The organism is Pseudosulfitobacter sp. DSM 107133, assembly GCF_022788695.1.
Taxonomy (GTDB): Bacteria; Pseudomonadota; Alphaproteobacteria; order Rhodobacterales; family Rhodobacteraceae; genus Pseudosulfitobacter.
In genome coordinates this window covers 3,570,572-3,591,767 of record NZ_CP085154.1, presented here as the reverse complement: position 1 = coordinate 3,591,767, position 21,196 = coordinate 3,570,572, and the positions used below count along the sequence as shown (strand labels likewise).

Annotated in this window: 26 protein-coding genes; 19 read left to right on the top strand and 7 right to left on the bottom strand. The window is 58.0% G+C overall.

All coding sequences use genetic code 11. The features are described 5' to 3' along the window. Positions 1 to 61 precede the first annotated feature (61 nt). From DSM107133_RS17855 to DSM107133_RS17840, 4 genes are read left to right on the top strand one after another with little or no spacing between them, the layout of a single operon-like run. Complete coding sequence (locus DSM107133_RS17855) at positions 62 to 1,186, top strand: ABC transporter ATP-binding protein (RefSeq protein ID WP_114291755.1); 1,125 nt, start codon at positions 62 to 64, stop codon at positions 1,184 to 1,186. Further along, positions 1,183 to 2,058 (top strand): ABC transporter permease subunit, encoded by an 876-nt coding sequence (locus DSM107133_RS17850; RefSeq protein ID WP_114291754.1) that lies wholly within the window; start codon positions 1,183 to 1,185, stop codon positions 2,056 to 2,058. The genes DSM107133_RS17855 and DSM107133_RS17850 overlap by 4 nt, the downstream gene beginning before the upstream one ends. Next, positions 2,055 to 2,873 (top strand): ABC transporter permease subunit, encoded by an 819-nt coding sequence (locus DSM107133_RS17845; protein WP_114291753.1) that lies wholly within the window; start codon positions 2,055 to 2,057, stop codon positions 2,871 to 2,873. Before DSM107133_RS17850 ends, DSM107133_RS17845 begins: the two co-directional genes overlap by 4 nt. Beyond that, positions 2,870 to 4,183: an FAD-binding oxidoreductase gene (locus DSM107133_RS17840; protein ID WP_114291752.1), complete on the top strand. Its 1,314-nt coding sequence runs from the start codon at positions 2,870 to 2,872 to the stop codon at positions 4,181 to 4,183. The genes DSM107133_RS17845 and DSM107133_RS17840 overlap by 4 nt, the downstream gene beginning before the upstream one ends. A 111-nt stretch (positions 4,184 to 4,294) precedes the next feature. Here DSM107133_RS17840 and DSM107133_RS17835 read toward each other — a convergent pair whose 3' ends face one another. Both DSM107133_RS17835 and DSM107133_RS17830 read right to left on the bottom strand, forming a co-directional pair. Next, positions 4,295 to 4,969: a flagellar hook capping FlgD N-terminal domain-containing protein gene (locus tag DSM107133_RS17835; protein ID WP_114291751.1), complete on the bottom strand. Its 675-nt coding sequence runs from the start codon at positions 4,967 to 4,969 to the stop codon at positions 4,295 to 4,297. A gap of 11 nt (positions 4,970 to 4,980) precedes the next feature. After that, entirely contained in the window at positions 4,981 to 7,344 is a 2,364-nt protein-coding gene (locus DSM107133_RS17830) for a flagellar hook-length control protein FliK (RefSeq protein ID WP_162791942.1), read from the bottom strand. 156 nt (positions 7,345 to 7,500) lie between these two features. On the opposite strand from DSM107133_RS17830, the gene DSM107133_RS17825 reads away from it, so the two are divergent. The 6 genes from DSM107133_RS17825 (at position 7,501) to DSM107133_RS17800 (ending at position 10,819) form a co-directional block, all read left to right on the top strand. Next, entirely contained in the window at positions 7,501 to 7,764 is a 264-nt protein-coding gene (locus tag DSM107133_RS17825) for a rod-binding protein (RefSeq protein WP_240310355.1), read from the top strand. Beyond that, complete coding sequence (locus DSM107133_RS17820; protein ID WP_114291748.1) at positions 7,754 to 8,113, top strand: flagellar biosynthesis protein FlgN; 360 nt, start codon at positions 7,754 to 7,756, stop codon at positions 8,111 to 8,113. The genes DSM107133_RS17825 and DSM107133_RS17820 overlap by 11 nt, the downstream gene beginning before the upstream one ends. Positions 8,114 to 8,323: 210 nt before the next feature. Further along, positions 8,324 to 9,166 (top strand): flagellin, encoded by an 843-nt coding sequence (locus DSM107133_RS17815; RefSeq protein WP_114291856.1) that lies wholly within the window; start codon positions 8,324 to 8,326, stop codon positions 9,164 to 9,166. A gap of 85 nt (positions 9,167 to 9,251) precedes the next feature. Further along, on the top strand, positions 9,252 to 9,629 hold the full coding sequence (flaF, locus tag DSM107133_RS17810; RefSeq protein WP_114291747.1) for a flagellar biosynthesis regulator FlaF: 378 nt from the start codon (positions 9,252 to 9,254) through the stop codon (positions 9,627 to 9,629). After that, positions 9,626 to 10,027 (top strand): flagellar biosynthesis repressor FlbT, encoded by a 402-nt coding sequence (flbT, locus tag DSM107133_RS17805; RefSeq protein ID WP_114291746.1) that lies wholly within the window; start codon positions 9,626 to 9,628, stop codon positions 10,025 to 10,027. The genes flaF and flbT overlap by 4 nt, the downstream gene beginning before the upstream one ends. A gap of 3 nt (positions 10,028 to 10,030) precedes the next feature. Continuing rightward, on the top strand, positions 10,031 to 10,819 hold the full coding sequence (locus tag DSM107133_RS17800) for a DUF1217 domain-containing protein (protein ID WP_114291745.1): 789 nt from the start codon (positions 10,031 to 10,033) through the stop codon (positions 10,817 to 10,819). Here the strand turns inward: DSM107133_RS17800 and DSM107133_RS17795 are convergent. Beyond that, positions 10,808 to 12,178, bottom strand: a complete 1,371-nt coding sequence (locus DSM107133_RS17795; protein ID WP_114291744.1) for a FliI/YscN family ATPase — start codon at positions 12,176 to 12,178, stop codon at positions 10,808 to 10,810. The two genes, DSM107133_RS17800 and DSM107133_RS17795, sit on opposite strands and share 12 nt — an antisense overlap. Positions 12,179 to 12,260: 82 nt before the next feature. Here DSM107133_RS17795 and DSM107133_RS17790 point away from each other — a divergent pair, with 82 nt between their 5' ends. The 9 genes from DSM107133_RS17790 to DSM107133_RS17750 are packed head-to-tail and all read left to right on the top strand — an operon-like array spanning position 12,261 to position 16,829. Next, the gene (locus DSM107133_RS17790) at positions 12,261 to 12,647 is read left to right on the top strand and encodes a FlgB family protein (protein WP_114291855.1); all 387 of its coding nucleotides are present in this window, start codon (positions 12,261 to 12,263) and stop codon (positions 12,645 to 12,647) included. A 13-nt stretch (positions 12,648 to 12,660) separates the two neighbouring features. Beyond that, complete coding sequence (flgC, locus tag DSM107133_RS17785) at positions 12,661 to 13,056, top strand: flagellar basal body rod protein FlgC (protein WP_114291743.1); 396 nt, start codon at positions 12,661 to 12,663, stop codon at positions 13,054 to 13,056. 24 nt (positions 13,057 to 13,080) lie between these two features. Then, positions 13,081 to 13,377: a flagellar hook-basal body complex protein FliE gene (gene fliE / locus DSM107133_RS17780; protein WP_114291742.1), complete on the top strand. Its 297-nt coding sequence runs from the start codon at positions 13,081 to 13,083 to the stop codon at positions 13,375 to 13,377. A 1-nt stretch (position 13,378) separates the two neighbouring features. Continuing rightward, entirely contained in the window at positions 13,379 to 13,648 is a 270-nt protein-coding gene (locus DSM107133_RS17775; RefSeq protein WP_114291741.1) for a flagellar biosynthetic protein FliQ, read from the top strand. A gap of 3 nt (positions 13,649 to 13,651) precedes the next feature. After that, the gene (locus DSM107133_RS17770) at positions 13,652 to 14,362 is read left to right on the top strand and encodes a flagellar hook-basal body complex protein (protein ID WP_114291740.1); all 711 of its coding nucleotides are present in this window, start codon (positions 13,652 to 13,654) and stop codon (positions 14,360 to 14,362) included. 12 nt (positions 14,363 to 14,374) lie between these two features. After that, on the top strand, positions 14,375 to 15,160 hold the full coding sequence (flgG, locus tag DSM107133_RS17765; protein ID WP_114291739.1) for a flagellar basal-body rod protein FlgG: 786 nt from the start codon (positions 14,375 to 14,377) through the stop codon (positions 15,158 to 15,160). Further along, positions 15,157 to 15,579: a flagellar basal body P-ring formation chaperone FlgA gene (flgA, locus tag DSM107133_RS17760; protein WP_114291738.1), complete on the top strand. Its 423-nt coding sequence runs from the start codon at positions 15,157 to 15,159 to the stop codon at positions 15,577 to 15,579. The genes flgG and flgA overlap by 4 nt, the downstream gene beginning before the upstream one ends. A gap of 9 nt (positions 15,580 to 15,588) precedes the next feature. Beyond that, positions 15,589 to 16,320, top strand: coding sequence for a flagellar basal body L-ring protein FlgH (gene flgH, locus DSM107133_RS17755; RefSeq protein ID WP_114291737.1), 732 nt, complete (start codon positions 15,589 to 15,591; stop codon positions 16,318 to 16,320). A gap of 11 nt (positions 16,321 to 16,331) precedes the next feature. Continuing rightward, positions 16,332 to 16,829: a flagellar basal body-associated FliL family protein gene (locus tag DSM107133_RS17750; RefSeq protein ID WP_114291736.1), complete on the top strand. Its 498-nt coding sequence runs from the start codon at positions 16,332 to 16,334 to the stop codon at positions 16,827 to 16,829. On the opposite strand, the gene DSM107133_RS17745 is transcribed toward DSM107133_RS17750, so the two are convergent. The 4 genes from DSM107133_RS17745 to flhA are packed head-to-tail and all read right to left on the bottom strand — an operon-like array spanning position 16,826 to position 21,196. Continuing rightward, complete coding sequence (locus tag DSM107133_RS17745) at positions 16,826 to 17,266, bottom strand: hypothetical protein (protein ID WP_114291735.1); 441 nt, start codon at positions 17,264 to 17,266, stop codon at positions 16,826 to 16,828. The genes DSM107133_RS17750 and DSM107133_RS17745 overlap by 4 nt on opposite strands. Beyond that, a complete protein-coding gene (locus tag DSM107133_RS17740; RefSeq protein ID WP_114291734.1) occupies positions 17,266 to 18,354 on the bottom strand; it encodes a flagellar type III secretion system protein FlhB in 1,089 nt (362 codons plus the stop codon). The genes DSM107133_RS17745 and DSM107133_RS17740 overlap by 1 nt, the downstream gene beginning before the upstream one ends. Beyond that, positions 18,351 to 19,112: a flagellar biosynthetic protein FliR gene (locus tag DSM107133_RS17735; protein WP_114291733.1), complete on the bottom strand. Its 762-nt coding sequence runs from the start codon at positions 19,110 to 19,112 to the stop codon at positions 18,351 to 18,353. The genes DSM107133_RS17740 and DSM107133_RS17735 overlap by 4 nt, the downstream gene beginning before the upstream one ends. Beyond that, positions 19,112 to 21,196 (bottom strand): flagellar biosynthesis protein FlhA, encoded by a 2,085-nt coding sequence (flhA, locus tag DSM107133_RS17730; protein ID WP_114291732.1) that lies wholly within the window; start codon positions 21,194 to 21,196, stop codon positions 19,112 to 19,114. Before flhA ends, DSM107133_RS17735 begins: the two co-directional genes overlap by 1 nt.

Here is a 21,196-nt window from a genome sequence, read left to right as displayed (position 1 = left end):
AGACAGGGCGCGGCCGCTGGGGTCGCGCCCTTATTTCCCACTGATTTCGTGAGGACTGATTTTGGCCCAAACCGTATTCGCCCCTTGGGATGACCCGCAGCAAAAGCCGCTGATCCAATTTGTCGGAGTCACCAAACGCTTTGGTGATTTTGTGGCAATCGACGATCTGACACAGGACATCTACGAAAAGGAATTCTTTGCGCTGCTGGGGCCTTCGGGCTGTGGCAAGACCACGATGATGCGCATGCTGGCCGGGTTTGAGGCGCCGACCGAGGGGGCGATTCTGCTGGCGGGCAAGGACATTGCAGGCGTGCCACCCAACAAGCGCGCAGTGAACATGATGTTTCAGTCTTATGCGCTGTTCCCGCATCTGACCGTTTGGGACAACATCGCATTTGGTCTGCGCCGGTCTGACATGCCCAAAGACGCCATCGCCGCCCGCGTCGAGGAAATGCTGAAGCTGACACGGTTGACCAAATTCGGCCGTCGCAAACCGCACCAGATTTCCGGTGGCCAGCGTCAGCGTGTGGCATTGGCGCGGTCCCTGGCCAAGGCGCCCAAGCTGCTGCTGCTGGATGAACCGCTGGGCGCGCTGGACAAAAAGCTGCGCCAGGACACCCAGTTTGAACTGATGGACATTCAGGAAACCACCGGCACCACATTCGTCATCGTCACCCACGACCAGGAAGAAGCGATGACCGTGGCCAGTCGCGTTGCCGTCATGGACGAGGGCCGCATCATTCAGGTGGCCACCCCCGAGAAGATCTATGAGGCCCCAAACAGTGTCTATGTTGCCGATTTCATCGGGGATGTGAACATTCTGGAAGGCACGACCAAGGCGAATGGCCCTGAAAGCTATGCAGTTGACTGGGGCAATGGCCCGCCTGTCACCGCAGCCAGCGTCCGCCCGTTCAGCGAGGGGCAAAAGGCCCATCTTGCGATCCGCCCCGAAAAAATCGCGATCAGCGCCGAACGCCCGCCCGATGCGGTCAACGCCGTGCAGGGCAAGGTCCTGGACATCGCTTATCTGGGCAATCTGTCGACCTATCACGTCGAGTTGCCAACAGGGCAGGTGATCAAGGCGCAATCGGCCAACACGCGGCGGGTTTCGCGCCGCGCATATACATGGGAAGACCCGGTCTGGCTCAGCTGGAGCGCCACCGCCGGCGTGTTGTTGGAGTCGTGAGACGTTTTGCCCTGATAGCGGTGCCGTACCTGTGGCTGCTGGCGCTGTTTCTGGTGCCCTTTGCCATTGTGTTCAAAGTGTCCCTGTCCGACACGGCGCTGGCCATTCCGCCCTATACGCCAACCATGAAAGACGGCTTCGGTGCGCTGGTTTCCGGTCTGGATTTCGAAAACTTTGTCTTTCTGACGCAGGATGACCTGTATTGGAAAGCCTACGCCAGCTCGCTGCAAATCGCTTTCTTTTCAACGATCGCAACGCTGCTGGTCGGCTATCCCATGGCTTATGGCATGGCCCGCGCGCCCGAAGAATGGCGCCCGACGTTGATGATGCTTGTGATTCTGCCGTTCTGGACGTCGTTCCTGATCCGGGTCTACGCATGGGTCGGCATTCTCAGTACCGAAGGGTTCCTGAACCAGTTTCTGCTGTGGGTTGGTGTGATCAATGAACCGCTGACCATTCTGAACACCAATTGGGCCGTCTATATCGGCATTGTTTACACCTATCTGCCCTTCATGATCCTGCCGATTTATGCGGCGCTTGAGCGGCTGGACGAAAGCCTGATCGAAGCCGCCGAAGATCTGGGTTGTTCGCGTTTTCAGGCGTTCTGGCTGGTGACAATCCCGCTGTCGCGCAACGGCATTGTGGCGGGCTGTTTTCTGGTCTTTATCCCGGCGCTGGGCGAATTTGTGATCCCGTCGCTGCTGGGCGGCTCTGGTACGCTGATGATCGGTAAGGTTCTGTTCGAAGAATTCTTTGCCAACCGTGACTGGCCCGTGGCCAGCGCCGTGGCGGTGATCCTGCTGTTGATCCTGATCATTCCGATCATCCTGTTCCAGCGCAACGAGCAGCGTCAGCAGGAGGCAGAACAATGAACCGTCTTAGCCCGTTCAACGTGGTCAGCCTGACGTTTGGTTTTGCCTTCCTCTATCTGCCGATGCTGATCCTTGTGATCTTCAGCTTCAACTCGTCCAAACTGGTGACGGTCTGGGCCGGTTTCTCGACCAGATGGTACGGCACCCTGTTCCAGAACGAGGCGTTTCTGGATGCCGCTTGGGTGACGCTCAAGGTGGCCGTGATGTCGTCCACCCTGGCCACTGTGTTGGGGACAATGGCCGCCTATGTGCTGGTACGCGGCGGGCGCTTTTTGGGCCGCACGCTGTTTTCCGGCATGATCTATGCCCCGTTGGTGATGCCCGAAGTGATCACCGGCCTGTCGCTGCTGCTGTTGTTCATCGGTATCGGCATGGACCGCGGTGTCATGACCATCGTACTGGCGCACACCACATTTTCGATGTGCTATGTTTCGGTGGTTGTGTCGTCGCGCCTGTCGACATTTGACCGGTCACTGGAAGAAGCAGCGCTGGATCTGGGCGCGTCGCAATTCGATGCCTTCCGGCTGGTGACACTGCCGATCATCGCGCCTGCGGTCATATCAGGCTGGTTGCTGGCCTTCACGCTCAGCCTTGATGATCTGGTGATCGCATCTTTTGCCACCGGCCCGTCGGCCACCACGCTGCCGATGAAAATCTGGTCGTCGGTGCGATTGGGTGTCTCGCCCGAAATCAATGCGCTGTCGTCGATCCTGATCGGGATTGTCACGGTTGGCGTTATCACCGCCTCGTTGATGTCCAAACGCCATGCGGTGCGGGTGCGACGCGAAGAACAGGCCGCACAGCGCGCCACATGAAACGCATTTATTCTGATTATGCCTATGGCAATGGTCCGCGTAACGGGTGTTGGTGGGATGAAACCTGCGGCTTGCCGGAATTCCCTGCATTAGAGACTGATGTGACATGCGACGTTGCCATCGTCGGCGGCGGCTATACCGGCCTGTCGGCAGCGCTGCATCTGGCGCAAGCAGGCGTCGATGTTGTGGTGCTTGAGGCGGAATACGTCGGCTGGGGTGCCTCTGGTCGCAATGGGGGCTTTTGTTGTCTGGGGGGCGCGCGGGTCGACGACGAGGGTCTGGACCGCCGCTTTGGCCGCGAGGGGCGGTTGCAGTATCGCAAGGCCGAACGCGATGCGATTGCACTGGTCGCGCAGATCACGGAAAACTACGGCATCGAGGTTGAGCGCCATTCGCACGGCGAAACCGAACTGGCACACCGGCCCAAGGACATGGACGATCTGCGGCGCGCTGCTCAGGCGGTGGCCGAGAACCACGGCGTCGACTGCGATATCATAGCCAAGGACGATCTTGCCAGTCACGGCCTGGCCGGTCCGTTCCACGGGGCGCTGACCATCCCCATCGGCTTTGGTCTGAACCCGCGCAAATACATTGCCGGTCTTGCCGCAGCCGTGCGGGATGCAGGGGTGCGCATTTATGACAAGACCCTTGTACAGAGACTGGATAAGGGTCTGAAATGGACTTTGAGTGCAGGCCATAAAGTCACGGCAGATCAGGTGGTGATCGCTACCAACGGCTATTCCGCCGATGATCTGCCCGCGTGGCTGGCGGGGCGCTACATGCCCAGTCAGTCGAACGTGATCGTCACCCGCCCGCTAAGTGCGCAAGAACAGGCCGACGCTGGATGGACCAGCGATCAGGCCTGTTATGACACGCGCAACCTGCTGCACTATTTCCGCAAGATGCCCGATGGACGGTTCCTGTTCGGAATGCGCGGCGGGCTGACATCGAACCCCGCTGCCGAAGCCCGCGCCCGCCGCCGCGTGCGTCACGATTTCGAGACCATGTTTCCCGCCTGGGGGCATGTCGAGTCGGCGCATTGCTGGTCTGGCATGGTATGTATAGCGCGCGACATGATGCCTTTTGCTGGTGCAGTGCCGGGTCAACCGGGGATGTTCGCCAGCCTGTGCTACCATGGCAACGGTGTGGCGATGGGCAGCTATGCGGGCAAGTTGATGGCAGGGCTGATCATGGGGCAGGGCGACGTGCCTGTTGCGATGGCGCAGCCGCTGTCGCGGTTTCCGCTGGGCCGGTTTCGCCGTGCTGTCATGCCTGCGGCCTATGCTGGATTCATGCTGGCCGATCTGTGACCTATGCGCGTCGTCTGTCGCTAAAACCGTGGTCGCGAACATTGCCATGATCGCAACCTGAAATGTCTGCCTGGTTTGCTGTGCATGTTTCCGGGGCTGCGCAAACGATCACTAAACCGGTTCGCGCAAACCGGTTACGTTGTCCGCCAGAACGGCAAGACTGCCCTTTAGGATCAGGACCGTTTGCCCCTTTTCGATACGCGCTTCGGTCACCCGCCCATAGGTTTGGGCGCGTTCGGCCAGCAACAGCGTTTCGCCGTCGTAGCTTTCGATCTCGAATGTGTAATTGCCAGTTGGAAACGTCGATCCGTCCACACCGGCGATACCGTCCCACTGGGTGGATTCAGGTGAAATCGGAATTTGTTGGCGGTCAATTTCGGCCCCATCAGGGCCGTAGACGACCAAAAATGCCGAATCCGCCGCGCTCAGCGGATTGGGTGCAATGGTGACGGGGGTACCGTCAAAATGCGCGGGGGCAGGAGACAGGGCCTCCATGCCGATCCAGCCAGACAAAGCGGCGACGTTGTTATGCGCAGCCCCCCCCGCACCAAGGGTGCGCAGCAATTCGTTGGTCTGCACCTGCTGTTCAACCATCGAAAACTGAGCCAGTTGCGCCGCATATTCCGAACTGTCCATCGGTTCCAGCGGGTCCTGATAGCGGGCCTGCGTGGTCATCATCTGAAGAAAAGTCTCAAAGTCAGAGGAAATCAGCGATGCAGCCTTGTCCGAAACGGAACTGGTGTTTGACTGTAGTTGCGTTTGTGCGGCGACGGGGGAAATGGTCATTCGGGAAATCCTTAGATTCTGATATCCATTGCTGAACTGGGTGACAGCGCAACATCTTGATGCGTCTCTGGCGGGGGCGTGACAGTCGGGATGTCGATGACAGCTTGATCGCTTTGATCGGGCCTGCGCTCATCGCGGTGATCTTCCGCACCGTCGCCGCCCGAGAATGAAAACGAGATTTCCGCATAACCCATGTCGACAAACTCGCGGTCCAGTTCTGTAATGTTGCGCCGCATCAGGTCTAAGGTTTCAGGGCGATCCGCGTGAATGACAAGCGAGACACCGGTGTCTGTTGCTGAAAGTGACATCCGCACACGCCCAAGCTCGGCGGGGCTAAGTGTCAGCTCGATTGGTCGGTCGGCGCCATTTTTTAAAGCATCGGCAATTTGTCGGGCGACAGTGGTGTGCAAGTGCTGCGACGACGCGATCGTTGGTGCGATGTGTGAGGCTGCAGGTGACACAGATGTCGTGCGACTTTCGACCATGAAGGAGTCCGGTTCAGACTGTGAAAAAACCGGATCAATCGACCCCTTGGAGGGAAGCGTTTCGAGGCTCAGGGGCGGTGCCTTGTCTGTTGGCGACTGCGAGACAGTGTTGCGAACGGGTGACGCTGCGGTGTCAACTGTATGTGGCGGCGCGGATTCCAGGTCTGTCAAAGTTCCGGCCCGAGAACCCGTTTGCGGGACGGAGCCAGTGTCGAACGACGCCAGGATACCGAAAGATTTTCGCGGGTTGGACGTTAGGGCAATCAAACGGTCTGCACCGGACGGGCGCTGCGCGACGGCATCAGACGCCGGCACAGGCGGGTCAGTTACCGGTTTTGATGTCTGAGATCTGGTATCTGCAGATGGCACCTGTTCGGATGGCATTTTTGCGGTCAGTGCCGTAGCGGAAATATTTACAGTTTTGTCGCCCAAGGCCGCGCTTTGTTCAGATAGCAGGCGCGGGACCGCCTGGGATTGTGAAGAGATGGTGACCTCAAAGGGTGGCGTCACAGCAGATGATGCGGATTGTGCTGCCTGCGTTGGCGGGCTGTTGGCGGTCGTGGCCTCTTGCGCAAGCGCCTGGGAGGCGGTGACAAGAGGCGGTGGGGCGGATGGATATGTACCGGCCATTTCCACGACAAGCGGTTTTGCGGCAGGCGCATGTGTTAATGCGGGCGTCTGGGCGGGCGCATCGGATCTGTTGCTTTGAAGAAGTGCCGCTGCATCAGGCTTGTGCCCGTTCGTCTGCGCCCGCCGGAAAATGGCTGTCGGTTCAGGTCGGGCAGAGAAACGACCACGAGGTTCTGCTGTCGCTCTGTCACCAGCGGATTCCTGAGTAGGCAAGGCTGTCGCATTCTGCTCTGGCTCGGGCAGCATTGCCGACGGGTTTGCGAAGGTCATAGGCGGGGCGTCTGATCTTGCCGCGTCGGGTGCGCTGCCCCGGGGAGTCGTTGATGCACCGGAGGCATGTTCGTCAGCGTGGGTTCGACGGTAGATCGCTGTCGGTTCAGGTGAGGCTGCAATACGGTCTGGCGGACTTGTTGTCGCACTGTCACGGGCGGGTGCCAAAGCTGGGAATGCTGCCGCATTCTGCTTTGGTTTGGGCGATGATGGCGTCGGGGTTTGCGCAGGAACAGGCCAGACGCCTGATTTGACCGTTGGAGAAGGTGATTGCGCGACGCCACTCTTCGTTGTGGTCACGACCTGCGACATCGCAGAAGGCAGTGACTGCGGCGCGCCCTGCACTGAACGTCCCTCAACCGGGGCAAGCGTTGCCCGCCCGTTATCAGATGTAGCGGCTGCAACAGAAACGCCACCTGCTGAAGGCCGAGAGTTTTGATCCGACACAGGCGGTGCCAATGTTGCCGCGGATTTCGCGCGCACCTCTGCCGCCTTTGCCGGAAGGGGTACGTCGGATTCCAAAGGCGCCCCAGCTTGTGCGGGGGGGCGTGTGCGGAGAGACGGCGCGGACGCCGCAACAGGCGCCATCGCGCCAATATCCACAGCCATCTGCACGCCAAGGCTTAGCTGTGCCGCAGAGATATGAACAGGTTCCTGTCCATTCTGGGGCTTATGACGATGGGTTGGCTGGCCCTCAATCGCTGGTGATCCTGTCATCTCCGGCGGATCTTCGGGTACGGAGTTGGTTGTGGCCGTATCATCAGGGGCCTCGCTTGCCCCTGGTTCAGAGCTTTCCAAAACGTCGCTGTCGTGCGGTATATCAGTGTCTAAACCGGGCCCGTCGCCATCTTCAACAGTGGCCGGCGTGTCAACGCTGCTGCCATTCTTGGCATCGCTCAGCAATTCAAAAGCAGCAGAAAAGCTGTTTTCAGGATTACAGACCTCAGTCGGATCGCGGCGCGATTGAGTGGACGAGTCAATCTGGATCAATGGGAAAAGTTGCACGAGACCTCCGGGAGTTCTTCCACGTCTGTGTCTTATGCCCGTCGATGGTTACCGCTTCTTTACCAGTGTTCGACAATAATCGGAGAAATACAAAGCATTTGAAAGGAACAGAGAATGCAAGTGACTTCGGATCGGGTGGGCATGCCGATGGCTGGCGGGCCTGCCGTGCGAAACGATACGGAACTGGGCGCCCTTGCGGACCAGCTTGAGGCAGGGTTTCTGGCAGAAATGCTGAAGGCTGCCGGCTTAGGCCAATCGCGCGACAGTTTCGGAGGCGGTGCAGGAGAGGATCAGTTTTCATCCTTTTTGGTCCAGGCCCAGGCCGAAAAAATGGTCGCTGCGGGCGGAATAGGATTAAGCGAAGCGCTTTTTCATGCATTGCGGGGGACGTCCCATGGCGGATGAGCCGATTGAAGATACGATAAACGTCTTGGATGATTTGCTGGATCAGGAACGCGCGGCGATGCTGGAGGGGGATCTGGAGAAAATCGCGCGGACTCTCGATTTGAAACAGTCACTGATTGAACGCCTGAACAGGCTGGACATGGCGGATCGTGCGACGCTTGAGGCGCTGAACGCCAAGGTCGAACGCAACCAATCGCTGCTAAATGCAGCACTGGAGGGGATTCGCGCCGTTGCAAGGCGGTTGGCAACCATGCGCCGTATCCGAAGCTCTCTGGATACCTATGACGCCAACGGCAGGAAAAAGGTCATTACAATGTCGCCGGACCGCTCTGTCGAAAAACGCGCCTAGGGCGGTTTGTTTCAAATCGTGTGTAACAGGCTGGCGGGTCTTAGCACTCCGTTAGCTCTTGGCGGCGATGGTGTCCGTGCACTCCAGAAGTGAGTGGCGCAACTCAGCAGAGCTGAAAATTGCAAATGTCAGAATGGCTTGTCTTTGTCCGTCCCAATGGGGGGCGGGACGTAACCTGACGCAAAGCGTCACGACTTTAGGAGCATGTTCATGTCGAGCATTAACACAAACAGCAGCGCAATGGTTGCTCTGCAAACTCTCAAATCCATCAACACCAATCTGGAAAAAACCCAGGGCGAGATTTCGACCGGTAAATCGATCGCGATGGCAAAAGACAACTCGGCCGTCTGGGCGATTTCGAAAGTGATGGAATCGGACGTATCGGGTTTCAAATCCATTTCGGATTCGCTGTCAGTTGGTGAAGCGACAGTTGCCGTCGCCTCGGCTGGCGCCGAACAAATCGTCAAAGTTCTGGACGAAATGAAATCGCTGGCGATTTCAGGCAACAGCGAAACGGCGGATTTCGCCAAGATTGACGCCGATATGGCCCAGAAAGAAGCGCAGATCTTGTCCATCATCAGCGCGTCGCAGTTCAATGGTGTGAACCTGCTGGTCTCCGACGTTGATGGCAATGGCGGTACCCAGCTGACAGTTCTGTCTTCGCTTGACCGCGTTGGCACGGGCGCGCCGACTGCGTCGACCATCGACGTGGCCACGGTTGATTTCGAAGCCAACCTGGACATCGCCGGTCGGACTGCGGTCACCGACCAAGCATCAGCGGTGACGGCGCTGGGCGAAATGGAAGCCTTTCTTCAAACCGCCATCACGGGCGCGGCTGATCTGGGTGCATCTGCCAAGCGTATTACCGATCAAAACGAATTCGTCGGCAAGCTGACGGATGCGATGAAGAACGGTATCGGTGCCTTGGTTGATGCCGATATGGAAGAGGCGTCGGCACGTTTGCAAGCGTTGCAAACGCAACAACAGCTGGGTGTTCAGGCTTTGTCGATCGCCAACCAGGCGCCGCAGACAATCCTGTCTCTGTTCCGTTAAGCGAGTATCGGGGCGCGCGAATTTACGCGCCCCGACCCTTCGCCCAACATAACCTTCCATTCCGCCCATCATTGAAAGTGGTCTTGTGAACGCATTTTCTACAGCACAACGTGGCTATGCCGCGAACGCAGCCTCGACCCGAACGGACCGACGCGGCGAATATGAGGTGATTGCGCAAGTTACCCGCCGGTTGCGCAGCGCAGCTCAGGAGTCCAACCGGAACTTTGCGCCTTATGCCGAGGCATTGCACGACAACCGCCGTCTTTGGACGAATCTTGCAGTCGATGTCGCGGGCAATGGAAACGAACTGCCCGAATCACTGCGGGCGCGGGTCATCTATCTGGCCGAATTCACAGCACAGCATACCAGCAAGATCCTGCAAAAGCGGGCCTCTGTCATGCCACTGCTAGAGATCAATATGGCCGTCTTGCGCGGTCTCAAAGGGAACGGAACAGTGCAATGAGCGGTCTGATCCTAAAACTTAGCCCGAAAGAGCGGATCCTGATCAACGGGGCCGTTATCGAAAATGGTGACCGGCGCAGTCGTCTGGCGATTGTGACAAAGGATGCGCATATTCTGCGCCTGCGTGACGCGATCCACCCGGACGAAGCAACAACACCTGTGCGCCGTGTCTGTTATGCGGTGCAATTGGTTCTGTCTGGTGACGGTGACGCCAAGGCCAGCAAGAAAACCTTGCTGCGTCACATCGAAGAACTCAGTCAGGTATTCACTGACCGTGACAGCCGTCTGTCTCTGGCGGCTGCATCGGATGCATTGCTTGCCGGAGACCACTACCATTGTCTCAAATCACTGCAATTGCTGATCCCGCGCGAAGATCGGCTTTTGGCTGCGGGAGACTGACAGATGTTCCAGCCCGTCATACCCACCGGCGGTTTGGCCGGGTGGCGGTTTTTACAAAAAACTTATGACCACCAGCGCGAAGCGTTCAACAAGTCGGCCCAACTGAACCGTGCAACGGATTATTTTCGTGAAAACATTGGCAAAGTGACGTCTGCCAAGGAACTGGTCGACGACCGTCAATTGCTGGGTGTGGCGCTGGGCGCATTCGGGTTGCAGGATGACATCAACAACAAATTCTTCATCCAGAAGATATTGGAAGAAGGGACAACCGCCGACGATGCGCTGGCCAACCGGTTTACCGACAAACGGTACAAGGAATTGTCCGAAGCCTTTGGCCTGGGCCCAAACGAATTCAGCCAGACCTCATTGTTCAGCTTTGCAGACAAGATTGTGAGCCTGTACGAGGCCACCAGTTTTGAAGAGGCAACCGGAAACGTCGACGAAACCTTGCGCATCGCGCTGTATGCCGAACGCAAATTGCCCAGCCTGGGCGCAGAAAACAGCAGTGAAAAGGCAAAATGGTTCTCGATCATGGGGGAATCGCCGCTGCGTGCTGTCTTTGACACCGTGTTCGGCCTGCCTTCGGCCTTTGGCCAGCAGGATATCGACAAACAGCGTGAGGTATTCCAGGAGCGTGCCGAGCGTATGTTTGGAAGTTCGGACCCAGCGCAATTTTCCGATCCCGAAGTGCTTCAGGATCTGATGACCAAATATGTCGCCCTGTCCCAAATCAAGGCGTTCAATACAAATACTTCATCAGCGTCTCTCGCGTTGATGCTGCTACAATCCTGAGGTTGCAGACCCACGTATTCCGGTTTTCGTATTCGCTTTGGCGCGGCGCAAAATTAGGTTCAGTTGTGCAAAGCTGTTGGCAACGCTACGCGGCTCTGATTTGGCAAGAAAAGTCTCTAATTCGGGCCAAAGTTTAATAGCATGGTCGATGTCAGGGTCACTGCCGTGCGTATACAGGCCCGCCGAGATCATCATCGTGTTGCGGTCATAGACACTTAGCGCGCGGCGCATTTGCGCCAGTGTTTCATTTTCCGCCTTGGAAGCGGCGGCCGGCAGGCTGCGTGAAACAGATCGCAAGACATCAATTGCCGGAAACCGCCCCCGCTCAGCGATTTCGCGATCCAGAACGATATGACCGTCCAGCACCCCGCGCAGTATATCCGCAATCGGTTCATCCATATCAGAGCCTGCCACCAGGACACTGAAGACACCTGTGATATCGCCCTGATCCCCTTGCCCGGGACCCGCGCGTTCGCAAAGAGACATGATAAGGTGCGCAGTCGATGGCGGGTGCCCGCGCAACACCGGGGCTTCTCCCGCAGCCACGGATACCTCGCGATGTGCTTCGGCAAAACGGGTGATCGAATCAGCCACAAACAAAACCGATTTGCCCTGATCGCGGAAATGTTCGGCCACGGCCATTGCGGTCCATGCACAGCGACGTCGTATCAGCGCGGACTGATCCGAAGTCGCGGCGATGACGACCGACCGCGACAGCCCCTCTGAACCCAACACCTCATCGACAAAATGACGCAACTCGCGTCCGCGCTCTCCGATCAATGCGATCACCACAACATCGGCCTGCATCGACTTGGCCAATGTGCCCATCAAACTGGATTTTCCGACGCCAGAGCCTGCAAAAAGCCCCACGCGCTGCCCCTGTACGATTGGGAGCACGGTGTTCAAAGCCGCCAGACCGGTGTTCATACGCGCGCCCAGGGCGCGACGCTGGGCAGGCAGCGGCGGCTTGGCACGCAAGGGGCGCGCGGTAACCCCTTCAAGCAGCAGCTTTCCATCCAGGGGCCTGCCGTCCGGGTCAACGATCCGCCCGATCCAGCCATCGTGCGGCGCAATCTCCGCAGCGCCCTGCAAAATGACGCGGTCACCAATGGCGACTCCATCCATCTCGCCATCGGGCAACAACACCAGCCCGTCATCATTCAATTGCACGACTTCCCCGCTCAGCCGCAGGTGGTTCTGCCCGCTAAGCAAAGCCCGATCACCGATATGCGCGGTGTTCCCCAAACCCGAAACATGCAGCGTAGAGCCTTCTGCACGGGTGACGCGGCCGATCCGGTGAACGGGCTTGAAGCGGGACAGTTGGTTTTGCAATCCGACGAAGGCTGAAGCGTTTTTCATGACAATCCTTTGGGTTCTGCAAACCGTTTCTAAAGGAATCACCGTTAAGCCTTGATTGAGATTGCACGAGGGAGAAGCCCCGATGTTCGAGAACATTTCGATTTTCAAAATGGCCAGCGCCATGGCCGTTCATGCGGGCCAAAAGCAGGCATTGGTGTCGCAGAATGTCGCCAATGCGGATACGCCGGGCTATCTGGCGCGGGATCTGCCCGACTTTCAGTCGTTGTATCATCATGATGATGCGCGGGTGCAACGTGCAACGCGAACAGGCCATTTGAATGGGGCCGTCGACGGTGCCGGCATGGCGAAACCCGTGGAAAGACCGGGTACCGCATCGCCCGACGGCAACACCGTGTCGGTCGAGCAGGAAATGCTTGGAGCCGTTGACGCGGCCCGCCAGCACGAGCGCGCGCTGGCAATATATAAATCCGCACTGAATGTTCTGCACAGCACCCTTGCGCGCAGCTGAGAAAGGCACTGACATGAGCGATTTTGCAAAATCCCTGAGCGTCTCGGCCAGCGGCCTGCAAGCACAGGCGCAGCGGCTGCGCCATCTGTCTGAAAACATCTCGAATGCCGATACACCGGGGTACCGCCGCAAGACCGTCGCATTTGAAACGGCCTTTGGTCTGGGGGATTCCGTGTCCGCTGTCGAAACCGGTCGGGTACGGCTGGATCGCAACACAGATCTTGAGCGTATCTATGATCCGCAGCACCCGCTGGCCGATGAAACCGGCCACTACGACGGGTCGAATGTGAACCTGCTGATCGAGCTTTCCGACGCCCGCGAGGCGCAGCGCAGTTACGAAGCAAATCTGAAAATGTTCGAACAGGCCCGCAAAATGTCAGCTGGTCTGATGGACCTGCTGCGCCGTTAAATTTGAATTCAAGGAGTATCTAGAATGGATATGTCACTGCTTACTGCGACCCAACGTTATGCCGAGGCCAAACCTGCAACCGAGCCGAAACCAGGTCAGGGCGCGGGCGGCATGGGTGATGCCTTTCGCAACCTTGCGATGGATTTCGCCCAAACGCTTGCCCACAGCGAAGAGGTCGCCAAACAGTCGATGGTGGGTGATGCCGATCCGCATGCACTGGTGCAGGCGTTGGCCCAGACCGAACTGGCCGTAGAAACCGCCGTTACCGTGCGCAACAAGGTTGTCGATGCCTACCAGGAAATCTTGCGGATGCCAGTGTAAGATGCTGAATGAGATCATCTTTTTCGACACCTTGCGTCAGGGGCTTTGGACCGCTGTCGTCGTGTCCATCCCGATCCTTACGGCGGCCCTGGTGGCTGGGGTCTCCATCGGATTGGTGCAGGCGCTGACGTCGATTCAGGAAATGACGCTGACCTTTGTGCCGAAACTGGCCGCCATTGTTGTCGTGTTCTGGATGTCGATGGGGTTCATGACCCAGACACTGGTGTCATTCTTTCACGACCGCATCATTCCCCTGATTGTTGGAGGCTGACCTATGGACAGTGCCGGATACATCACCATCACTCGCCAGATGGGGCTGAAACGCGAGATGCAGATCGTCGCGAACAACATCGCCAACGCAGCCACAACCGGATACCGGCAAGAGGGGATCATTTTCTCTGAATATGTCAAAGCGGTCGATAACGGGCCGTCGCTGTCGATGGCACAAGGCAATATTCACAACACTTCGTTCGCGCAGGGCACGCTGAACCAGACAGGTGGCACATTTGATTTTGCCATAGAAGGCGATGGGTTTTTCCTGATCGAAACACCCGCGGGCGAGCGGTTGACCCGCGCGGGTGCGTTTTCGCCCAACGCTGCCGGCGATCTTGTTACCCATGACGGCTTTCGCGTGTTGGATTCGGGCGGTGCGCCAATCTTTGTGCCTCCGGGCGCGGATATTGCCGTGTCATCCGACGGCACGATGAGCGCCGATGGTGTGCTGGTTGGACAGATCGGCGTTGTGCGCCCTCTGGAGCCGATGGACATGCAACGCGAAGATGGCGTGATGTTTCGCGCCGACGCAGGGTACGAGCCGTCCGAGTCTGCGCGCGTTGTTCAGGGATTTGTCGAAGGCGCGAACGTCAATGCCATCGGGCAGTTGGCCCGCATGATCGAAGTCCAGCGCGCCTATGAAATGGGCGCCAGCTTTCTTGATTCCGAAGACAAACGGGTGCGCCAAGCGCTCGAGTCCATGATGAAATAAAGGAGAAGGCCCATGCGCGCCCTCAAAATTGCGGCCACCGGCATGTCTGCCCAGCAAATGCGGGTCGAGACGATTTCGAACAACCTCGCGAATATGTCCACGACGGGTTACAACGCCCGCCGTGCTGAATTTGCCGACCTGCACTATCAGCAGATGGCGCGCGCGGGCACCGTGAATGCCTCGGACGGAACGGTGTTGCCCACCGGCGTCCAGTTGGGGCTGGGCGTGCGCCCCGCCGCAGTGTCCATGCATCTGGCGCAAGGGGCGCTGTCGGCCACAGCGGGCGACCTGGACATCGCGATCGAGGGCAACGGCTATTTCGAGGTGACCCTGCCATCGGGGCAGGCGGCCTATACCCGCGATGGCGGGCTGAAACGTACGGGCGAAGGGCTGATCGTGACGTCGGACGGTTTTCCGGTGGCGCCTGAAATTGTCATTCCCGCCGATGCGCGCAGCATTTCGATCAACGCCGATGGCGAGGTCTATGCTTATTTCACTGGGGAAAACGAGGCGCAGTTGTTGGGTCAGTTCACGCTCGCTGGGTTCACCAATCCCAAGGGGTTGGAGGCCATCGGCAGCAACCTGTTCACCGAAACCGAAGCCTCTGGGCCGTCTTTGGTGGCAGCACCCGGGCAGGACGGTCTGGGGACCCTGCGCCAGGGTTTTCTGGAAGACAGCTCGGTTGATGCCGTGCGCGAAATCACAGAACTGATCGAGGCGCAGCGCGGTTACGAGATGAATGCCAAGGTGATTTCCGCCGCCGATCAGATGATGGGGGCAACGACGCAAATCCGATGATCCGAATTTTGATGCTTGCCAGTCTGATCTTCTCGGCAGCTGCTGCCAGCGCCGACATTGTTGTGGCGACCCGCACCATTCGCCCGCAGTCGCTGATTGACGCAGCCGACGTGCAGGCGGTCGCGGGCACCCGTGCCGATGCGTTCGAAAACCCGTTGGACGTGGTCGGGCAAGAGGCGCGGGTGGCTTTGTACGCAGGGCGCCCGATCCGGTTTGACGACATCGGGCCACCGGCTTTGGTCGACCGCAACCAGATCGTCCAGCTACAATATCACGGGGCGCAACTGGTGATCCATACCGAGGGACGCGCGCTGGAACGCGGCGGCATCGGTGATCGCGTGCGCATCATGAACCTTAACTCCCGTGCGACACTGTTTGGTCTGGTTCAGGCAGACGGCACCGTGCGCGTGTCAAACTAGGATTTTGAAATGAAAAGATTTTCTATTCTGGCCCTGATCTGTTTGACAACATTGGCGGCCTGCGGTCGCGGCGATCATCTGGGCAAGGCCCCCTCGTTTTCACAGCCGATGGAGACGGTGGAACATGCCGCCATGATCTCTCCGGGTCTGCCGCGCACGATTGAAATTGTGCATCCGATCGATCAGGCTTCATTGTGGTCGGGGTCGCGCAAATCCCTGCTGGGAGACCGGCGGGCGATCCGGCGCGGTGATATTCTGACCGTTGTGATCGAAATTGATGAGAAGGCCGAAATTTCGAACGCCACCGACCGGTCACGTTCCAGCGGTGAAACATTGAATGTCCCCGAGCTGCTGGGCATCCCGCAGCGGTTGGACAATGCCATCGATGAGGGCGCATCCGGGGTCAATCCGGTGTCGATCAGTTCGTCCAGTTCCTCCGCTGGTGATGGTTCGGTCAAACGCAAGGAAAAACTGACCCTGCGCGTGGCCGCCACCATTGTCGAGGTTTTGCCCAACGGCGTCTTATCCATTTCGGGCAGCCAGGAGCTGCGGGTGAATTTCGAAATGCGCGAGCTTTTGGTCACCGGCTATGTCCGCCCGGAAGACATCTCGCGGCAAAATGAAATTACCTATGACAAAATCGCATCGGCGCGGGTGTCATATGGTGGGCGCGGGCAGATCACCGACGTGCAGCAACCGCGTTACGGACAGCAAGTTCTTGATGCGATCTTGCCATTCTGAAGGGGTTGAAAATGATCAAGAAACTCTTGCCTGTTCTGCTGCTGTTGATCGGCACCGGCGGCGGCGTTGGGGCCGGACTTTTCCTGCGCCCCGCGCCTGTCGCACCTGCGGCGGAGGATGCAGGCGATCAACATGAGGCCAGCCCGCCCGCCGAGAGTGAAGATCATGAAGACGAGGGGCCGGTCGAGCGCGAATATGTCAAGCTGAGCAACCAGTTCGTCATTCCCATTGTGGACCGCGAGGCTGTGCGTGCCTTGATGGTGGTTGCCTTGAGTGTCGAGGTGACCATCGGTGCAAAAGACACCGTCTATCTGCGCGAGCCAAAGCTGAGGGACAGTTTTCTGCAAGTACTGTTCGATCATGCGAACCTGGGTGGATTCGAGGGGGCATTTACCAGTGCCAACAATCTGGATGTTTTGCGTGCGGCTTTGCTGGAAGTGGCTCAACGAGATCTGGGGCAGATCGTAACCGATGTACTGATCTCGGATATCGGGCGGCAGGATTATTAGGCGTCACCCTTAGACTGCGCATTCCTTTCGAGTGATCGCCAAAGCGCGGTCTCTTGGGCTGTTTCAAGTTGCTTCTTGTTGTGTGCCTGACGCCGGACACGGCGCTCGTTCTTGTCCAGCGCTTCGGTGACCAGCACCTTGCCGTATGCCCGTCGCACCCTTTCCAGATGATGTTCCTTCTGCGCAAGGACTTGGGCCAGGGCCATGTTCAGCTGCGCCTTGGATCTTCCGACCCAACCCAGCCAGATCACATCTGCGCCGATGGCGCGCATCGGCGCGTCTTTGGGGGCGGTGGCATGGGCCGCTTGCTCTTGTTCAGACAGTCGAAACAGTTCAGCACGGATCAGGGATTCTTGCTGGACCAGTGCTTTCAGAGACTGTTGTTCACGCTCGTAATGAATTTGGGTCAACTGGTTCAGATCCGATAGCCGTGTCATCAGAAACCACGCGTTCTGACGCGTTGGCGCATCGCTTCTGCAAAGCGAATTGCGGCGGCAACGGCTTGATAGTGATCGGGTGCTATTTCGGCCCCGATGTCGGTCACGGCAAACAACGCACGGGCGGTTGGTGGGTCGCGATGCACAGGAACACCGTGTTCGGTTGCAATTTCGCGTATGCGAGCCGCGACTTCGTCCACGCCCTTGGCCACGCAGGTTGGTGCCGAGCCGGGTTTACGCGACCATTTCAACGCCACGGCGTAGTGGGTCGGATTAACAATGACTACATCTGCATCGGGAACATCGACCATCATTTGGGTCATCGCGATGGTCTGCGCGCGTTGTCGGCGGGCCTGCTTTAGATGGGGGTCGCCTTCGGAATCTTTGTTCTCGTCTTGCAAATCCTTGCGAGACATCCGGTTCTTGCGGATGTGTTCAAAATGCTGCCAGACCGCGTCGATGCCGCCGATGACGAGAGATACCAGAACAACCACACATAGAAACGAAATGCACAGCTCGGCCAGCAGCAGCACAACCGAGCGCGGCCCGCTATTGACCGCTGTGAGCATTTCCGGCGCGCGCGCGCGCAAAAAGACCCCCAGACAAAACGAATAAATCACAAGCTTCACAAAGCTTTTTGCAAATTCAAACAGACCGTTACGCCCGAATTTGTTACCGGCGTTTTTGATGATCGAGATTTTTGACAGTTTCGGTTCCAGTTTTGAGGGTGCAAAAATAAACCCGCGCTGGGCGGCGATTGTCAGCACCACGGCGACAGCCGGAATAGCAAACAACGGCACAATTGCGATAACTGCATCGCGCAAAACTCCGGCCATCAAGGGGCTGCTGCCAGTGGTCACAAACAACGGTGCCAAGCCATCTGCTTGATCCAGCAATGTCATAAGCGCCGTGCCAAATCCCGAAATCACGCTGGCACCCGACATAAACAGTGCCAGCGTCAAACCCGCATAGGCCGCAGCCGTGTTCAGATCCTGTGACCGCGCAATCTCACCCTTTTCCCGCGCCTTTTGCAGTTTTTGCGGGGTCGGATCGAAGGACTTTTCTGTGTCGTCATCCTGCCCGCTCATGGCACTGACCGAAATGGCGCAGCTAAAAAGCTGTCAAGCGCATCCAGCCAGACAGTCAGGATCAGCGGACTGCTGACGCACAGGATAATCAGGCCAGCGGCAGTGATGACCGGCGCGCCGACAAAAGCCACCATCAATTGCGGCATGGCCTTGTTGATCGCCCCAAGCGCAAGGTTGTAGAGTACTGAAACCAGAATAAACGGTGCCGCAAGGGTAAACGCCAAAGCAAAGGCGCGCCGGATTTGATCCAGCCCCCAATCCGAAAGGTCGCTTGCTCCGGCAAACGCTCCGATTGGCATGATGTCATATGATAAAATGATCAGCTCTGCGACTTTGACATGCAGGCCTGCCATCACGGCCAAAGCCAAAGCGCCGATGATCAGAACATATCCGATTGCGGCCAACGGGTCACGCACGGCACCGCCCAGAATTTGCGAAAGCGATGTTGATTGGGCCGCGATGGCACCCGCGGTTTGCAAGGCAAGGATAAACAGGCGGATGCCGATGCCAAGAGCAAGTCCAGCCAGTGCCTCGCTCAGCACCAGGAGGGACAGGGCGGGAATTCCGGGCGCGAGCGTCGTTTGCGGAACAGCCGGGGCCACGATTACGGTAAAGGCCAGTGCCACAACCAGTTTGATCCGGGCAGGCACGGTTTCCTCTCCAAATGCCGGTAGCAGGGACGCGATGGCCGCAACGCGCAAGAAGACAACGAACCCGTGCCAGGCCTGGTCACGCAGGATGTCCACCAGCGCCTGCATCAGGCCGCCACAACACCGACCAACGCAGGCCGCGCGTCAACGCCAATCTCTTCGAAAGACAAGACTGGGTTGCTGATCCCCTTGGCACGCATCACGGTTCGCAGGAACCGTCGACGCCGGGTGTTGGTGACGATGGCGGCATAAATGCCATCGCGGCTGGCATCGGCCAGCTTGTTGGACATATTGTCTGCCAGCGTGTTGAACAGGTCGGGCGGCAAGGCAATATCCAGCCCCCGTTCGGCATCAACCTGATAGGTGGCAAATGTATCCTCCCATTCGGGTGCCAGTTGAACCAGCGGCAGGGTGCCATCCGCCCGCCGCATTTCCGCGACCAGTTGAAAGCCCAAACGTTGCCGAACATGTTCGCAAATGGCCTCGGGCATGGCGTTCTGACCGCGCGCTTCGGCTGTGGCCTCAAGGATCAGGGGCAGGTTGCGGATCGAAACCTGTTCATCAAGCAACAACCGCAGTACGGCGTGCAAGACGTCGATCGGGACCTTGTCGGGGATCAGTTCGTCCAGCAGTTTCCGGTTCGCTTCGGCCCGTGCCGGGTCGGAAATGTTGACCATTTCAGTCAGCAGCCTGCGCAGTGATTTCAGCGTCAGCAACCGCGAGAAGTTGCGTTTTACGATCTCCAGCAAATGTGTCGCCAGAATCTCGGTGGGCGTTACCAATGTTGCGCCAAGCATCGACGCCTTTTCCTGATCACGCTCGCTGACCCACCGTGCTGGTGCGCCATAGACAGGTTCGACCGTGTCCTGACCTGCAGGCAATGCCACGGGCTCTTCCGGTTTGAGCGCAAGAATCTGATCGGGTTTTAGTTCTGCGCGTGCTTGTTCCACACCCTGAATGCGCAACACATAGGTGTTTGCGGGCAGGCCCGGGTGATCGGTCAACCGGATTTCCGGAAGGATCACCCCAAAAACCGAAGCCACATGCGTGCGCATATTGGCGATGCGCGCATCCAGCCCGGTGCCGGGGTCCAGAACCATATTGACCAGATCCGGCGCAAATTCCACATGGATGTCATCCAGTTCAAGGATGTCACCCATTGGACGTTCACGGGGCATATCTGGTACGTTTTCAACGATTTCCGGCATTTCAGCCTCGGATTTCAGCCTGCGGTGCATCACAAAGGCCGCTGTTCCCAACCCCGCTGCCCCGAGTACAAAGGGCAGGAACGGCAGGCCGGGAAACAGTGCAAACATCACCATCAAAACGGCGACCGTGGCCAAGGCCGCAGGGTGTTTGCCCAGTTGCGCAAACACGGCCAGATCGGTCGCACCCTGCGCCCCGCCACGCGCCAGCAACAGCGCGGATGCGATCGAAATGATGACGGCCGGAATCTGGCTGACCAATCCGTCTCCTACAGTAAGAATAGCATAGGTTTCAAAAGCTGTGGACAGGGGCATGCCATGAACGGCAATGCCCATAACAAGACCTGCGACAAGGTTCATCAAGGTGATCAACAATCCGGCTACGGCGTCGCCTTTGACGAATTTTGATGCCCCATCAAGCGAACCGAAGAATGTGGTTTCCTGTTGTTCGCGTTCGCGCCTTTCCTTGGCCTCAAGATGGTCAATGGCGCCCGCGCTCATATCGCTGTCGATGGCCAGCTGTTTGCCGGGCATACCGTCAAGAGCAAAGCGCGCCCCGACTTCGGCCATTCTTGCGGCACCTTTCGTGATGACCATAAAATTCACGATCAGCAGTACGCAAAATACAACCAAACCAAGAAAGACACTGCCGCCCATGATGAACTGGGCAAAGCTTTCGATCACGTCCCCGGCGGCCCCTGTGCCAGTATGACCCTGACCGATGATCAGTTTGGTCGACGACACGTTCAGCGACAGACGCAGCATTAAAGATGCCAGCAAGATGGTGGGAAAGGCAGAGAAATCCAATGGTTTCTCGATGAACAGCGTTATGGTGAAGATGAGGATCGCAAGCGCGAATGACGCCGCCAGCCCGATGTCGAGCACCCAGGCAGGCATTGGAAGAACCATCATTACAATGATCGCCATAAGTGTGACGGCCAGCAGGACAGTGGGGTTGAACAGGGCAATAAGATTAACTTTTTTCAT

What these genes read in the sequence shown, in the direction of transcription:
- DSM107133_RS17845 (WP_114291753.1), top strand. Translation starts at nt 2,055, where the DNA reads ATGAACCGTCTTAGCCCGTTCAACGTGGTCAGCCTGACGTTTGGTTTT.
- DSM107133_RS17840 (WP_114291752.1), top strand. Translation starts at nt 2,870, where the DNA reads ATGAAACGCATTTATTCTGATTATGCCTATGGCAATGGTCCGCGTAAC.
- DSM107133_RS17835 (WP_114291751.1), bottom strand. Translation starts at nt 4,969, where the DNA reads ATGACCATTTCCCCCGTCGCCGCACAAACGCAACTACAGTCAAACACC.
- DSM107133_RS17825 (WP_240310355.1), top strand. Translation starts at nt 7,501, where the DNA reads ATGCCGATGGCTGGCGGGCCTGCCGTGCGAAACGATACGGAACTGGGC.
- DSM107133_RS17820 (WP_114291748.1), top strand. Translation starts at nt 7,754, where the DNA reads ATGGCGGATGAGCCGATTGAAGATACGATAAACGTCTTGGATGATTTG.
- DSM107133_RS17815 (WP_114291856.1), top strand. Translation starts at nt 8,324, where the DNA reads ATGTCGAGCATTAACACAAACAGCAGCGCAATGGTTGCTCTGCAAACT.
- flbT (WP_114291746.1), top strand. Translation starts at nt 9,626, where the DNA reads ATGAGCGGTCTGATCCTAAAACTTAGCCCGAAAGAGCGGATCCTGATC.
- DSM107133_RS17800 (WP_114291745.1), top strand. Translation starts at nt 10,031, where the DNA reads ATGTTCCAGCCCGTCATACCCACCGGCGGTTTGGCCGGGTGGCGGTTT.
- DSM107133_RS17795 (WP_114291744.1), bottom strand. Translation starts at nt 12,178, where the DNA reads ATGAAAAACGCTTCAGCCTTCGTCGGATTGCAAAACCAACTGTCCCGC.
- DSM107133_RS17790 (WP_114291855.1), top strand. Translation starts at nt 12,261, where the DNA reads ATGTTCGAGAACATTTCGATTTTCAAAATGGCCAGCGCCATGGCCGTT.
- flgC (WP_114291743.1), top strand. Translation starts at nt 12,661, where the DNA reads ATGAGCGATTTTGCAAAATCCCTGAGCGTCTCGGCCAGCGGCCTGCAA.
- fliE (WP_114291742.1), top strand. Translation starts at nt 13,081, where the DNA reads ATGGATATGTCACTGCTTACTGCGACCCAACGTTATGCCGAGGCCAAA.
- DSM107133_RS17775 (WP_114291741.1), top strand. Translation starts at nt 13,379, where the DNA reads ATGCTGAATGAGATCATCTTTTTCGACACCTTGCGTCAGGGGCTTTGG.
- DSM107133_RS17770 (WP_114291740.1), top strand. Translation starts at nt 13,652, where the DNA reads ATGGACAGTGCCGGATACATCACCATCACTCGCCAGATGGGGCTGAAA.
- flgG (WP_114291739.1), top strand. Translation starts at nt 14,375, where the DNA reads ATGCGCGCCCTCAAAATTGCGGCCACCGGCATGTCTGCCCAGCAAATG.
- flgA (WP_114291738.1), top strand. Translation starts at nt 15,157, where the DNA reads ATGATCCGAATTTTGATGCTTGCCAGTCTGATCTTCTCGGCAGCTGCT.
- flgH (WP_114291737.1), top strand. Translation starts at nt 15,589, where the DNA reads ATGAAAAGATTTTCTATTCTGGCCCTGATCTGTTTGACAACATTGGCG.
- DSM107133_RS17750 (WP_114291736.1), top strand. Translation starts at nt 16,332, where the DNA reads ATGATCAAGAAACTCTTGCCTGTTCTGCTGCTGTTGATCGGCACCGGC.
- DSM107133_RS17745 (WP_114291735.1), bottom strand. Translation starts at nt 17,266, where the DNA reads ATGACACGGCTATCGGATCTGAACCAGTTGACCCAAATTCATTACGAG.
- DSM107133_RS17740 (WP_114291734.1), bottom strand. Translation starts at nt 18,354, where the DNA reads ATGAGCGGGCAGGATGACGACACAGAAAAGTCCTTCGATCCGACCCCG.
- DSM107133_RS17735 (WP_114291733.1), bottom strand. Translation starts at nt 19,112, where the DNA reads ATGCAGGCGCTGGTGGACATCCTGCGTGACCAGGCCTGGCACGGGTTC.
- flhA (WP_114291732.1), bottom strand. Translation starts at nt 21,196, where the DNA reads ATGAAAAAAGTTAATCTTATTGCCCTGTTCAACCCCACTGTCCTGCTG.